Source organism: Kitasatospora sp. NPDC059648, assembly GCF_042734825.1.
GTDB lineage: Bacteria > Actinomycetota > Actinomycetes > Streptomycetales > Streptomycetaceae > Kitasatospora.
In genome coordinates this window covers 17,435-31,324 of record NZ_JBHWDU010000036.1, presented here as the reverse complement: position 1 = coordinate 31,324, position 13,890 = coordinate 17,435, and the positions used below count along the sequence as shown (strand labels likewise).

Below are 13,890 nucleotides of genomic sequence, written 5' to 3'. Positions count from 1 at the left end.
TTGTTGTGAATAAGACACAGCAACTGTCCGCAAGGGCGAGATCCCCGCCGCGGGCCGGAACACCGCCCCGTGTCGGTGATCCGGCCCGCGCGGAATGACGTCGCCCGGAGTGACGTCGCCCGGAGGGACGGTCAGCCCCCGGCCGCAGCCCCCGTGAGCGCGTCCGTCCCGCCGGTGGGCTGGTTCGTCGGCTGCCCGGTCGGGCCGGTGGTCGGCTGGGTGGTCGGCGTCGGCCGCGAGGTCGGCCGGACGGTGGGCCGCGAGGTGGGCTGGCTGGTGGGCTGACCGCCCGTCCCGGTGCCGTTCCCGTCGGAGCCGGAACCCGTGCCCGAACCCGTGCCCGTGCCCGAGCCGGACCCCGGACCCGAACCCGAACCGGACCCCGATCCCGAGCCGCCCGCCGGGTTCGCACCGGAGCCGTCGCCCTGCTGGTTGCCGGCGCCGGTGCTCGGCGTGGCGCTGCCGGTCGACGGGGTGCCGCTCGGCGTGCTCGAAACGGTCGGCAGCTCGGTGGCGCCCGAGGAGTCGCCGCCGTCCGCGGGGGTTGGGAAGTCGCTCACCGGCTGGCCCTTGAGCGCGGCCTTCATGTAGCTGGTCCAGATCTGCGCCGGGTACTGGCCGCCCGCCGCGCCGTCGATCCCGCCGACGCCGCTGAGGCTGACCTGGGCGCCGGTGCCCGGGTCCTGGCCGAACAGCGCGACCGAGGTGACCAGCTCGGGGGTGTAGCCGACGAACCAGACGGACTTCTGGTCGTCCGTGGTACCCGTCTTGCCCGCCACCGGGCGGCCCAGCGCCTTCGCTCGCCAACCGGTGCCGCCCGGGTCGCTCACCACGCCCTGGAGCATGGAGGTGACCTCGTTGGCGGTGTCCGCGCTGATCGCCTGGGTGGTCTTGTGCGCGGGCAGCGCCACGGACTCGCCGCCGCGGTCCACCGACTGCACCAGCCACGGGGTGATCTGCTTGCCGCCGTTGTCCAGGGTGGCGTACACCCCGGCCATGTCGAGCACGCTCGGGGTGGCCGCGCCCAGCGGGATGGACGGCACCGGGTCCAGCCCGGGGGTGTTGGCGGGCAGACCCAGCGCGATGCCGGTGTCCTTGACCTTCTGCAGCCCGGTGTCCTGGGCGAGCTGGGCGAAGGCGGAGTTGATCGACCAGTCGATGGCCTGCTGGAGGCTGATCTGGCCGTAGCTCCTGTCGCCCTCGTTCGGCGGCGCGTACGGCGTGCCCTTGCCGCCGCGGACCTTGCGGCCGCTGGTGCCGTCGTAGATCGTGCGCGGGGTGACGGTCCGGCCGTCCTGGGTCTTGGCGTTGTTCTCGAAGGCGGCGGCCAGCGCGATCGCCTTGAAGGTCGAACCGGCCTGGTAGTCCCGCCGGGTGGCGTTGTCGACGTAGTGCTTCACGTAGTCGACGCCGCCGTACAGGGCGACGACCGCGCCGGTCTTAGGGTCCACCGAGACGGCGCCGGCCTGGGCCGCCGCGTCCTTCTTCCGCTTGTCCGGGTTCAGGGTGTCGTGCAGCTGCGCCTGGACGGAGTCCTGCAGGGCCTGCTGGCGGGTCGGGTCGATGCTCAGCTTGATCGTGTAGCCGCCCTTGGCCAGCTCGGTCTCGCTGATGACGTTGTTCGAGGTGAGGTACTGGGTGGCCGCGTCCACCAGGTAGCCGGACTGGCCGGACAGGCCCGGGTTGGGCTGCGGGTCCTTGACGTCCGGGAAGGTGGTCCTGGCCCGCTCGTCGGCGGAGAGCCAGCCCTTCTTCACCATGCCGTCCATGACGTAGTTCCAGCGGTTGACGGCGTTCTGCTTGCCCGCGGGGGTCGCGGTGGCGACGTCGTAGGCGCTCGGGGCGTTCAGCAGGGTGGCCAGGTAGGCGCCCTGGGCCGGGTTGAGCGCGGAGGCGTCGACGCCGAAGTACGCCTGGGCGGCGGCCTGGACGCCGTACGCGCCGCGACCGTAGTAGGAGGTGTTGAGGTAGCCGGAGAGGATGTCGTCCTTGCTCTCGGTGGCGTCCACCTTGATCGCGATGAAGAGTTCCTTCACCTTGCGGGTGATCGACTGCTTCTGGTCCAGGTACGTGTTCTTCACGTACTGCTGCGTGATGGTGGAGCCGCCCTGGGTGCCCTCGCCCTTGGCGGTGTTGAGGGCGGCCCGGACCAGGCCCTGCACGTTGACGGCGCCCTCGTTGTAGAAGTTGCGGTCCTCGGCGGCCAGCGCGGCGTGCTGGGCGGCGGGGGAGACCTTGTCCAGACCGACGTTCTGCCGGTTGGTCTGGCCGGTGCGGGTGATCACCGAGCCGTCGGCGTAGAGCCAGGTGTTGCTCTGGGCCGTCGCGGCGGCGTGCGCGTCCGGGACTTTCACCAGCGCGACCCCCAGCGCGAACAGGCCGACGCCGAGCAGCAGTGCCGCGGCGAAGCCCAGCAGGGTCATCCGCCAGGTGGGTATCAGCCGGCGCCAGCCGGTGCGCCTGGGGCGGCGCGGCTTCTTGCCGCCGGGCGCCGTGGTGGTGGAGCGCTTGAGCCGCTTGACCGGCGGGAGACCTATCGGCGGTCGGCCGCTCTGGGCGTTTCGGAACAAGGCGCGGCCTTTCCTGCGGGCGGACCGGGCCAGCCTGCACAGACGGGGACATCGGCGGTTGGGGACCTTTGTCCCGATTCCGGTTTACTGCCCTGGACGAGCCGGGCGGGCCCAATGGCTCCACCGGAACGGCAATCGAGACCGACATCACACATAAAACGGACATTGATGGCCAAAAAATCGGGGAGCCCCTCGCTGTTGCGAGAGGCTCCCCAACTGTCTGTGCGCCGCCAGGGACTCGAACCCCGGACCCGCTGATTAAGAGTCAGCTGCTCTAACCAACTGAGCTAGCGGCGCCTGCTGACCTGGAAAACAATACACGGTTCCGGGGGGTGCCTCGAACCGCGTCCGCTCCACCCGGTGCCCGAGCGACCTTTCCTCCCGTTTGGGGGGATTTCGGCCGACGACTAGGGTGGAAACGTGCCCAGCCCCCAGCCCGGACACCCTCGATTCCGACGCTCCCACCCCCGGCACCACCGCGTGCGGACGACGGTCGAGGTCCTGCTGCTGCAGGAGTTCCTGGCCGCGCTCCGGCCGGCCGTCCTGGCCGTGGACGTCGCCCGCTCCGACAGGCCGGACGGCCGGTGCGGGTGGTACGGGCGGGGCGAAGCAGGTGCCCCGGGCGAACCGACCGTCGACCGGAGGCTGGCATGACCCCACCCACCGGCCCGAACGACCCCACCGGCCCGAGAGGCTCCCCCGCCTCCGCTCCCCGGGCGCGGTTCCTGCGCGTCGGCGGCGTCCCGCTGCACGTCCGCACCGAGGGCAGCGGCCCGGTCTGCCTGCTCACCGGCGGTCTGGGCAGCAGCTGGTTCGACTGGGACCTCGTCGTCCCCTTCCTCACCCCCTACCGCACCGTCGTCCGCTTCGACCGGCCCGGTTACGGGCTGAGCGCCGCAGAGCCCGCCACCGGGCGCCCCGCGCCGACGGCGGCCGGGGAGGCCGAGCGGATCCGCGCGGTGCTGGACGGCCTCGGGCTGGGCGGGCCCTGCACCCTGGTCGGCCACTCGCTCGCGGGTCTCCACGTGGAGGCCTTTGCCCGGCTGCACCCCGAGCGGGCCGCCGGGCTGGTCCTGGTCGACGGCAGCGCCGAACCGGAGCCCCGCCCGTACCCGGCGCCCGCCGCGCGGGACGTGGCGGCCCGGGCCCTGGCGGGCGCCGCGACCGCCCTCGCCGTGCCGTACCTGCTCGGCCCGACCGCCCGCCGCCTGACCGCCCGGCTGTCCACCGTCCGCCGCGAGGACCTCGCCCCGGCGCCGCTGGTCCGGCACTGCTACCGCACCGGCCGGGCCCTGCGCGCGCTGCTGCGGGAGAACGGGCGCTACCTGGACGTGGCGGCCGAGCTGGACGAACTGCGCCGCACCCGGCCGCTGCCCGAGGACCTGCCGGTCACCGTGCTGGCCGCCGACGACGGCTGCCGGACCGACCGCACCGAGTCCTGGCTGGCCCGGCAGCGGGAACTGGCGACGCTGCTCGGGGCCGACTACCGGACCACGGCCCCGGCCGGGCACCTGGTGATGTTCGACCGCCCGGACGCGGTGGCCTCCGCCGTCCTCGACACGAGCTGAGGGCCCGGAGCTGTTGAGGGGCTCAGCCCCTCAGCTGCTCATCGCCCTCCTGCGCCGGGCCGCGGCCCGGTTCACGGCCTGGGGGACGAGCAGTCCGTGGGCGAGCTGCCGCACCACGCGCCGGGTCGGCTCGCCCGCCGTTCCCGGGTACAGCCGACGCTCCAGGTGGGCCGCCCCGATCAGCCCGGCGAGCTGGTGGTCGCGCTGCTCCGCAGGGTTGGTCGGGCCGGAGCCGGCGGTCCGGGCCAGCGTCGCCGCCACCCGTTCGGCGATCAGCGCCCCGGTGTCCGGCCGGACGGCGGTCCAGCGGCGGCGGGGCAGCCCGAGGAAGGCGGGGGAGCGGACGGTGAGCACGCCCTGGTCGGTCAGCCGGTCCAGGTACCGCCGGGGGCCACTGCGGTAACGGAGCGTGCCCAGCGCGTGGTCGAGTGTGGTCCGGCGGTGGCTCGTGCCCGCCCGTTCCAGCGCGGTCAGCACCCTGGTGGTGAGTTCGTCGTGGCCGCCCGACCGCGCGAAGGCGGTGATCCGGCGGCCCTCGACGGTGATGGTGCCCGTCAGCTGCATCTCGGCGAGGACGGCGCCCGCGATCGCGGTCGGGAAGGCGGTCGGGGACCGCAGGCGCCCGGATACCGGGTCGGCGCAGAGCAGCAACAGTTCCTCGGCCAGTGGGCGGGTGTCGGAGGAGGTCATGGAGGAAAGGAATACCCGCCCCGGAAACGCCTCAGGCCGCCCACCGGAGTGGACGGCCTGAGACCTTGCCATGTGCGCCGCCAGGGACTCGAACCCCGGACCCGCTGATTAAGAGTCAGCTGCTCTAACCAACTGAGCTAGCGGCGCCTGCTGACGTGGAAGACAGTACACGCCGCCGGCCCGATCCGCCGAATCGTATTCGGCCGAACACCCACCGTGGTCACCGCGGGTGGTGGCAGGCCGCCTGCTGGTCCGCCGCGTCGAAGCCGGCGAGCGCCGGACGCTCCCGCTCGCACCGCTCCCGGGCCGCCGCGTCCCGGAGCCCGGCGTAGAGCGGGCAGCGGGCGCGGAAGGCGCAGCCGGTACGGCGCTCGGTGGGCGAGGGAGGGTCCCCGGCGAGCAGGACGCGGTCGCGGGCGCGCTCGGCGGCCGGGTCGGGCAGCGGGACGGCGGAGAGCAGGGCCCGGGTGTAGGGGTGGCGGGGGTGGTCGAAGACGGCGGAGGCCTCGCCCTGCTCGACCGTCCGTCCGAGGTACATCACGCTGACCCGGTCGGCGAGGTGCCGGATCACCGAGAGGTCGTGGGAGACGAACAGGTAGGACAGGCCGAGTTCGGCCTTGAGCTCTTGCAGCAGGTTGAGCACGCCAGCCTGGATCGAGACGTCCAGCGCGGAGACCGGTTCGTCCAGGACCAGCAGCTTCGGCCGGACGGCGAGCGCCCGGGCGATGGAGACGCGCTGGCGCTGCCCGCCGGAGAACTGGTGCGGGTAGCGGGCGGCGTGCTCCGGGTCGAGGCCGACCTGTCGCAGCAGTTCGGGTACCCGGCGGGCGATCTCCTCGCGCGGGGCACGCTGGGCGCGCAGGGGTTCGGCGACGATGTCTCCGACCGGCATCCGGGGGTCGAGGCTGGCCATCGGGTCCTGGAACACGATCTGCAGCTCGGCCCGGAGCCGCTGGGCCTCGGACCGGGTGAGCCGGGCGGTGTCGTGGCCGAGCAGTTCGATCCGGCCGGTCTCGGGGGCGCCCAGCTTCAGCAGTTCGAACAGGGTGGTGGACTTGCCCGAGCCGGACTCCCCGACCAGGCCGAGGGTCTCGCCCGCCCGCAGGTCCAGCTCGACGCCGTCCACCGCATAGACCTCGCCGATCTTGCGCTTGAACACCGTGCCCTTGAGCAGCGGAAACGTCTTTCCCAGCCCGCTCACCGACAGGACCGGCGCGCGCCCGGAGCGGTCCCCGGCGGACGGCCCGGGCGGCAGCTCCGGCGCGGGGTACACCTCGCTCGGCGCGGGCCGCCGTTCGGCCAGCTCCGCCGAGCGCACGCAGGCTGCCCGGTGCCCGTCGTCCCCGCTCAACGCGGGCTCCGCCGCCGAACAGCGCTCCTCCGCCAGCGGGCAGCGCGCGGCGAACGGGCAGCCGGGCGGCAGTTCGGCCATCGGCGCCGGGGCGCCGGGGATCGGTACGAGCGGTCCGCCGCGCCCGTCCAGCCGGGGCAGCGCGCCGATCAGGCCGAGCGTGTACGGGTGGCGCGGGGCCGCGAACAGCTCGTCCACCCCGGCGGTCTCGACCACCCGGCCCGCGTACATCACGGCGACCCGGTCGGCCGCCCCGGCGATCACCCCGAGGTCGTGACTGACCAGGACGAGGGCCGCGCCGGTCTCCTCCCTGGCGGTGCGCAGCACGTCGAGCACCTGGGCCTGGATGGTGACGTCCAGGGCGGTGGTGGGCTCGTCGGCGAGCAGGATGTCGGGCTCGTTGGCGATGGCCATGGCGATCATCGCGCGCTGGCGCATGCCGCCGGAGAATTCGTGCGGGAAGCTGTCCAGGGCCCGGTCTGGCGCCGGAATGCCGACCAGGTCGAGCAGTTCGGCGGCCCGGCGGCGGGCGGTGGCCCGGTCGACCGGCTGGTGGACCCGGACCGCCTCGGCGATCTGGTCGCCGATCCGGTAGACCGGGGTGAAGGCGGACAGCGGGTCCTGGAAGACCATGGCGACCTTGCGGCCGCGGATCGCGGCGAGCTCCTTGCCGGGCAGGCCGACCAGTTCCCGGCCGTCGAGCCGCACCGAGCCGCCGACCCGGGCGGTGCCCGGCAGCAGGCCGAGCACGGACAGCGCGGTGACGGACTTCCCGGAGCCGGACTCGCCGACGATGCCGAGGGTCTCGCCGCGCCGCAGGGTGAGGTCCACCCCCCGCACGGCGGGCACCGGGCCGTGCGGGCCGGCGAAGTCCACCCGCAGGTCCCGGACGGCGAGCAGCGGGGTCTCGACGGCGGTGGTCACTTCTGCTTCCTCCACGAACGACGGGAGCGGGGGGACCGGCGGGGAGCGTCCCCGGCGGTCGGGTCGAGGGCGTCGCGCAGCCCGTCCCCGACCAGGTTGACGGCGAGCACGAACAGCACCAGCAGCCCGGCCGCGAAGTAGAACATCCAGGGGAACACCGGGGCCTCGCTGGTCCCGGCGGCGAGCAGGGTGCCGAGCGAGACGTCCGGCGCCTTGACCCCGAAGCCGAAGTAGGAGAGCGCGGTCTCGCTCACCACCGCGCCGCCGACGGCGATGGTGGCGTCGATGATGAGGAAGGAGGCGACGTTCGGCAGGATGTGCCGGCTGATGATCCGTAGCGGTCGCACTCCCATGAACCGTGCGGCACGCACGAATTCGCGCTCGCGCAGGGAGAGGGTCATCGAGCGGACCACCCGCGCGGTGATCATCCAGTTGAACAGGGCGAGCAGCAGCACGAACGCGATCCAGCCGGCGCTCTTCAGCCGCGACGAGACGACGGTGATGATCAGGAAGCTGGGGAAGACCAGGAGGAGGTCGACCAGGAACATCAGCGCCCGGTCGGCCCAGCCGCCGAAGTAGCCGGCGCAGGCTCCCACCACGGAGGCCAGCACGGTGGAGAACAGGGCCACCAGCAGGCCGATGATCAGCGACTTCTGCAGCCCGCGGACGGTCTGGGCGAACACGTCCTGGCCGACCCCGTTGGTGCCGAACCAGTGCTCGGCGGAAGGGGGCTGGTGCAGCGCGGTGAAGTCGGGGGCGGCGTAGTCCCAGGGCGTCAGGTACGGGCCGCCGAAGGCGAGCACGAACAGCAGCAGGACGACGACGGCGCCGACCAGGGCGCCCCGGGCGGCGAGCAGCCGGGCGAGGACGAGGCGTCCACGGCCGGTCGCCCGGGCGGGGACGGGCACGGGCGACTCGGCGGGTCCGACGGGGCCGGAGGGCTCGGCGGGTTCCACGGAGAGGGCGGTCATCTCGGTCTCCTCCGGTCAGGACCGCACGCGCGGGTCGAGGGCGGCGTGCAGGGTGTCGGCCAGGAAGCCGGAGGCGAGCACCACCACGGCGGTGAACAGGTCGATCGCGACGACCGAGTTGACGTCCTGTTCGTTGATCGACTGGATCAGCCACTCGCCCATGCCGTGCCAGCCGAAGATCGTCTCGGTGAAGATCGCGCCGGTGAAGATGCCCAGGAAGCTGTAGGCGAACATGGTCGACATCGGGATCACGGCGGTCCGCAGCCCGTGCTTGAGCAGGGCCCGGCGGCGGGTGAGGCCCTTGGCCTCGGCGGTGCGCAGGTAGTCGGAGCCGAGCACGTCGAGCATGGTGCCGCGCTGGTAGCGGCTGTAGGTGGCGAGGCCGCCGAGGGCCAGCGAGACGGTGGGCAGCAGCAGGTGCAGCGCCCAGTCGGCGAGATGGGCGCCGAGTCCGCCGGCCAGGCCGGGGGTCTCGTAGCCGGTGAACGGGACGACCTCGTGGCCGGCCGCGTCCTTCGCGGCGATCGCGCCGTTCTTGAGGAACAGTGCGACCAGGAAGACCGGGGTGGAGAGCAGCACGAAGGACAGCACGGTGAGCAGCCGGTCGGAGATCCGGTACTGGCGCACCGCGCTCCACGCCCCGGCGGCGACGCCGAGGACCATGCCCAGCAGGCTGCCCAGCAGCATCAGTCGCAGCGAGACCCAGACCCGGCGGCTGAAGTCGTCGGAGACCGGGGTGTCGTGGATGGTCCGCCCGAGGTCGCCGTGGAGCAGCCCGCCGGTCCAGTGGCCGAAGCGCACCAGCACCGGTGTCCGGTCGTTCAGGTTGAGCGCGCTGAGCTGGTGCTCGACCGACTCGGCGGACGGGCGCGGGACCTTGGCGTCGAAGTAGGTGCGGGGCTGGAGGGCGGTCGCGGAGATCGCGTACGCCAGGAAGACGGCGGCGATCAGCAGCGCCGCGTAGTAGCCGAGCCGCTTGGTGAGGTAGCGGAGCATCAACGGCCGCCCGGGGTGGGGGCGGGGCCGACGCGTCTGGTGGGCATCGGGTGGTGGCCTTCGGTCGGGCCCGGTCGGGGCGTCAATCGGCAGTCGGGACGGAGGAGTCGGGGATGCGCAGGTCAGAGTGAAGCACCCGGGCGCGGCGGGGGTCTTGCGGCAGCGTTGCGGCCCGTGACTTCTGGATCAGGTGTGCGCTCCTCCCCCTGGTGGCGGATCTGATCCGCTGTTACCTTCCTCTGGCTCGGTGCCGGATTGAGTGCCCATGCTCAAGCCAAGTCATGCCTGCTGCGCCCGAACTCCCGTTCCACAGACCTCACCAGGGGGACCCCCATGGACGCTTCCACCACGGCCCGCCGTCTCGGCCGGGCGACGGCCCTCGCCGTCGCCGTCGCGCTCGCGGTCACCGCGTGCACCTCGGGCGGAGGCGGATCGGCGGGTGACGTGGCCAAGAGCGAGCCGCCGCGTCAGGACTCCCAGGACATCAACGCCAAGCCGTTGGACCAGGTCAGGGACGGCGGGGAGGTGCGCCTGCCGCTGTACCAGTGGATCACCCAGTGGAACCCGTTCCAGGTGGACGGCAGGTACGGCGACGCGGTCGAGATCATGCGCGCGCTGGAGCCCGACCTCTTCACCACCGACGCCTCCGGGAACTTCCAGCCCGTCGCCGACTACCTCCAGGAGGCGAAGATCACCTCGACCTCGCCGCAGGTGATCACCTACAAGCTCAACCCCAAGGCCAAGTGGTCGGACGGCAAGCCGCTGAGCTATCTGGACTTCAAGGCGGACTGGGAGGCCAGCAACGGCAAGAAGGACGGCTACAACATCGCCGACTCCTCCGGCTACGAGCTCATCACCTCCGTCGAGCAGGGCGCGGACCCGACCGAGGTCAAGGTGACCTTCTCCGAGCCGTACGCGGACTGGCAGAACCTGTTCCGCCCGCTGATCCCGGCGGCCGGCATCGGTACGGCCCAGGACTTCAACCAGGCCTGGGTGGACAAGATCCCGATCACGGCGGCGGCGCTGAAGATCGGGACGGCGGACAAGACCGCGCAGACCCTGACCCTGGTCCCGGACCCGGCGTGGTGGGGGACGAAGGCCAAGCTCGACCGGATCACCTTCCGGGTGATGTCGCAGTCGGCGACGACGCAGGCGTTCCTCAACAACGAGATCGACCTCGCCACGGCCGGCACCGCCGCCGCGTACGGGCAGCTCAAGGGTGCCAAGGACGCCGTCATCCGGGCCGCCAGTCCGTGGGACGACGTGCACATCTCGTTCGGCCAGGGCGGGGCCCTGGCAGACCAGAAGGTCCGACAGGCGCTCGGGAAGGCGCTCGACCGGTCCTCGCTGATCAAGATCGCGAACAACGGTGTGCCGGTGGAGTTCAAGCCGCTCGGCAACCACATCTTCATGCCCAACCAGACCGGCTACCAGGACAACTCCGGTGAGTGGGCGAAGTTCGACCTGGCCGCCGCCAAGAAGCTGCTCGACGACGCGGGATGGAAGGACGCGGGCAGCGGTCAGCCGCGCACCAAGGACGGGCAGCAGCTGCAACTGCACTGGGTGATCAACGATTCCACCCCCCAGGCGCAGCTGGACCTGGCGACGGCCGCGGCGGCGATGTGGCTGGCCGCCGGGGTGAAGGTCGACCTCGACAAGGTCCCCGCCAACGACTTCTTCACCAAGTACGTGAATCCGGGCAAGTTCGAGATCGCCAGTTGGCGGAACACCGACTCGTTCCCGCTGTCGACCTCGCTCACCAACTTCCGTCTGCCGGTCGGCGACAACGTCTTCGGCAACTACTCGAAGCTCGGCACGCCCGAGATCGACGCGCTGCTGAAGAAGGCGGCCGGCACGCTCGATCCGGCGGAGGCCGCGAAGCTCTACAACCAGGCGGACGCGAAGATCTGGGAACTCGGCCACACCGTCGAGCTCTACCAGCGGCCGGTCGTGGTGGCGACCCGCAAGGGCCTGGCCAACGAGGGTGCGTTCGGCCTGGGGAGCACGGACTACGCCAAGATCGGCTGGGAGAAGTAGCCCGGGCCGTCGAGGCGGCGAGGGCGACCGCACGGCAGGCGCTGGCGAGCAGCGCGGTGATCACGAGGCCGGTGGTGCGGACACGGGTGGGCCGGCTACGCCGCCCCCGCTGTCCTGCCACCGGCCTTGACCTTCCGCGTTGCCCGCAGGCCGCCCGTGTCATGGGGCCCCGCAGGGGCCCGCGCTCGCTTCCAACCGGGGAAGAATCTAGCGGGGTGTAGCGGTCGGTCGCGGTGCAGCGCGCGGGGCGCGCCCGGAAACCCGCCGGGCTGTCACCCACTTCGCGCACCGGAGCGTCAACTCTCGCTGACGGCAAGGAGAAAAGGGGCATACAGGGGCATCGCGCCCGGGGTCGAACGGAGTTGTCGCACTGCCGCGCGCACCGGTGCCGCGCGCGGCGCACGCGTCGCGCCGGTGCGTGCGCGGGGACCTGGCCGCTGCCAGGATGCGGGACGGCGAGCCCTCCCCAGGCCCCGGCCTGCCCGGCCCCGGCCTCCCCCCTCCGTCTCCTCCCCGACCCCCGGAGCAGCACCGATGACCAGCGACCCCGGCGCCGCGGCCGCCCCCCGAGCGCAGCACGTCGACCCGCCCCCGGTGCGCCGGATGGTCCCGCGCGACCGCCACGAACCGCACCGGGTCGCGACCCCGCTGGAACTCTTCTTCGACCTCTGCTTCGTGGTCGCGGTCGGCCAGGCCGGCCGCGAACTCGCCCACTCCCTCGCGGCCGGGCACTACGGCGAGGGCCTGGGCGGCTACGCGCTCGCCTTCTTCGCCATCTGGTGGGCCTGGATGAACTTCACCTGGTTCGCCTCCGCGTACGACTGCGACGACGTGCCGTACCGGGTGACCACGCTGGTGCAGATCGCCGGCGTGCTGATCCTCGCGGCCGGGGTGCCGCGGCTGTTCGCCACCCAGGACCTGGCGCTGGCGATCACCGGGTACGTGGTGATGCGCCTGGCGATGGTCACCCAGTGGCTGCGCGCGGCGGCCGCCGAGCAGGGCGAGGCGCGCCGGGTCGCGCTGCGCTACGCGGTGGGGATCACGCTCTGCCAGGTCGGCTGGGTGGTGGTGCTGCTGCTGCCGGACGCCGCCCGGCCGGTGGTCGTCCCGATCGGAGTGCTGTGCGAGCTGGCCGTGCCGGTGGTCGCCGAACTGCGGATGCAGACGGCCTGGCACCCGCACCACATCGCCGAGCGGTACGGCCTCTTCACCCTGATCGTGCTCGGCGAGACGGTGGCCGCCGCGACGGTCGCGGTGCAGTCGGCGGTGGACGAGCACGAGGAACTGGGCCGGCTGGTGCCGGTGGCGGTCGGTGGCCTGCTGATCTGCTTCGCGGCCTGGTGGATCTACTTCGCCCGGCCCGTCCACGAGCACCTGCGCTCCAACCGGCAGGCCTTCGCCTGGGGCTACGGGCACTACGTGGTGTTCGGCTCGGCGGCGGCGATCGGCGCCGGGCTGGAGGTGGCGGTGGAGTCGGCCGTGCACAAGGCGGAGATCTCCGGGACGGCCGCCACCGCGACGGTCACCGTGCCGACCGCGGTCTACCTGTTCACCGTCTGGTACCTGCACTCCCGGCACACCAAGCGCGGCGCGGTCGCCCAGTCGGTGGCGCCGACCGGGGCGGTGCTGGTGCTGGCCTGCACCGCGCTGGGCGGCTCCGGGGTGCTGGCGGCGGGACTGGTCTGCGCGCTGATGGTCGCGGTGGGGGTGCTGATCCACGGCAGGGAGAGCCGAGCGGGCCGGGAGGGCCGCGACGCCGGGGCTCAGAAGGCCTGAACCCGCTCCAGCAGCACCGGTTCGTGCCGGGCCAGCCAGTCCAGGTAGGCCGGGTTGACCTTGGCCAGATCCAGGTAGGCGGCGCGCAGTTCGCCGTACAGCGCGTCCAGGGCGGGCTGGCTGAGCACCCGGGCGCGCCAGGTGAACAGCAGGCGGACGGCCAGCGGGTCCCCGTGGACCGGGCGGACCACCGTGCCGGGCCCGGGCAGTGAGGTCGGCTGGCAGGGGCGGACGGCCTCGCCGGAGGCGACCAGCTCGGCGGCGGTGGCGTTGTCCCGCACCTGTACCACCCGGGGATTGAGCCCGGCCTCGCTGAAAACCCGGCGCATCGCGGCGTACTCGTGGTCGGCGGTCGGGTCGACCATCCAGGTGTCCTCGGCGAGGTCGGCCAGGTGGACGACCGGGCGGGCGGCGGCCGGGTGCCCGGCGGCGAGCGCGACGAACTGCGGCTCGCGGGCCATCAGCACCCGGTGCTCGGCGTCCGGCGGCACCCTCAGCGGGAAGCCCTCGCACTCGTGCACGAAGGCCACGTCCAGCTGGTCGGCGGCGACCATCCGCAGCAGTGCGCTGGCGGAGATGTCGACGTGGATGGTGGTGTCGGTGTCCGGCAGCCGCTCGTGCACCCGGCGCAGCCAGGCGGCGACCGCCCGGCTGCCGACGCTGCCGATCCGCAGCCGGCGCTGGCGGCCGGGCCCGGTGGTGTCCCGGGCCTCCTGGCGGGCTGCGGCGACCAGGGCGGCCATCTCGCTGATCACCGGCCGGGCCCGGGAGAGCACGGAGTGGCCGAGCGGCGTGGGCCGGCTGCCGGTCTGCTCGCGGGTGAACAGGGTCCCGCCGATGGCCCGTTCGATGCGGTGCAGCTGGGTGGTGAGGGAGGGCTGGGTCATGCCGAGTTGGAGCGCTGCCTTGCGGAGGCTGCCCGTGTCGGCGATCGCGCACAGCACCCGGAGGTGTCTCACGTCGAGCTCCACGACGGGAGCATAGACGTCGCCGCGCCACATCGCCAA

The 13,890-nt window shown here is 72.8% G+C and carries 10 protein-coding genes and 2 tRNA genes; 4 read left to right on the top strand and 8 right to left on the bottom strand.

The genetic code is table 11. The features are described 5' to 3' along the window. Positions 1-131: 131 nt before the first annotated feature. Together ACFV1W_RS21810 and ACFV1W_RS21805 are read right to left on the bottom strand one after the other, a co-directional pair. Positions 132-2,570, bottom strand: a complete 2,439-nt coding sequence (locus tag ACFV1W_RS21810; protein ID WP_380418858.1) for a transglycosylase domain-containing protein — start codon at positions 2,568-2,570, stop codon at positions 132-134. A 223-nt stretch (positions 2,571-2,793) separates the two neighbouring features. After that, positions 2,794-2,867: transfer RNA gene (locus ACFV1W_RS21805), tRNA-Lys, on the bottom strand. Between the two features lie 123 nt (positions 2,868-2,990). Between ACFV1W_RS21805 and ACFV1W_RS21800 the strand changes: the two genes are divergently transcribed. Together ACFV1W_RS21800 and ACFV1W_RS21795 are read left to right on the top strand one after the other, a co-directional pair. After that, entirely contained in the window at positions 2,991-3,224 is a 234-nt protein-coding gene (locus ACFV1W_RS21800; protein ID WP_380418857.1) for a hypothetical protein, read from the top strand. After that, complete coding sequence (locus ACFV1W_RS21795) at positions 3,221-4,138, top strand: alpha/beta fold hydrolase (protein ID WP_380418856.1); 918 nt, start codon at positions 3,221-3,223, stop codon at positions 4,136-4,138. The genes ACFV1W_RS21800 and ACFV1W_RS21795 overlap by 4 nt, the downstream gene beginning before the upstream one ends. 30 nt (positions 4,139-4,168) lie before the next feature. On the opposite strand, the gene ACFV1W_RS21790 is transcribed toward ACFV1W_RS21795, so the two are convergent. From ACFV1W_RS21790 to ACFV1W_RS21770, 5 genes are all read right to left on the bottom strand, one after another. Then, on the bottom strand, positions 4,169-4,828 hold the full coding sequence (locus ACFV1W_RS21790; RefSeq protein WP_380418855.1) for a GPP34 family phosphoprotein: 660 nt from the start codon (positions 4,826-4,828) through the stop codon (positions 4,169-4,171). Between the two features lie 73 nt (positions 4,829-4,901). Next, positions 4,902-4,975 (bottom strand) — tRNA-Lys (locus ACFV1W_RS21785). A 73-nt stretch (positions 4,976-5,048) separates the two neighbouring features. Beyond that, complete coding sequence (locus ACFV1W_RS21780) at positions 5,049-7,103, bottom strand: dipeptide ABC transporter ATP-binding protein (RefSeq protein WP_380418854.1); 2,055 nt, start codon at positions 7,101-7,103, stop codon at positions 5,049-5,051. Next, positions 7,100-8,074 carry an ABC transporter permease gene (locus ACFV1W_RS21775; RefSeq protein WP_380418853.1) on the bottom strand — a complete coding sequence of 325 codons (975 nt, stop codon included), beginning with the start codon at positions 8,072-8,074 and terminating at the stop codon, positions 7,100-7,102. The genes ACFV1W_RS21780 and ACFV1W_RS21775 overlap by 4 nt, the downstream gene beginning before the upstream one ends. 15 nt (positions 8,075-8,089) lie before the next feature. Then, positions 8,090-9,070, bottom strand: a complete 981-nt coding sequence (locus ACFV1W_RS21770; protein WP_380418852.1) for an ABC transporter permease — start codon at positions 9,068-9,070, stop codon at positions 8,090-8,092. A gap of 333 nt (positions 9,071-9,403) precedes the next feature. Between ACFV1W_RS21770 and ACFV1W_RS21765 the strand changes: the two genes are divergently transcribed. Both ACFV1W_RS21765 and ACFV1W_RS21760 read left to right on the top strand, forming a co-directional pair. Beyond that, positions 9,404-11,107, top strand: coding sequence for an ABC transporter family substrate-binding protein (locus tag ACFV1W_RS21765; RefSeq protein WP_380418851.1), 1,704 nt, complete (start codon positions 9,404-9,406; stop codon positions 11,105-11,107). Between the two features lie 534 nt (positions 11,108-11,641). Beyond that, a complete protein-coding gene (locus ACFV1W_RS21760) occupies positions 11,642-12,883 on the top strand; it encodes a low temperature requirement protein A (protein ID WP_380418850.1) in 1,242 nt (413 codons plus the stop codon). Here ACFV1W_RS21760 and ACFV1W_RS21755 read toward each other — a convergent pair. After that, positions 12,871-13,884: a LysR family transcriptional regulator gene (locus ACFV1W_RS21755; RefSeq protein ID WP_380418896.1), complete on the bottom strand. Its 1,014-nt coding sequence runs from the start codon at positions 13,882-13,884 to the stop codon at positions 12,871-12,873. The genes ACFV1W_RS21760 and ACFV1W_RS21755 overlap by 13 nt on opposite strands. Between the last annotated feature and the right edge of the window lie 6 nt (positions 13,885-13,890).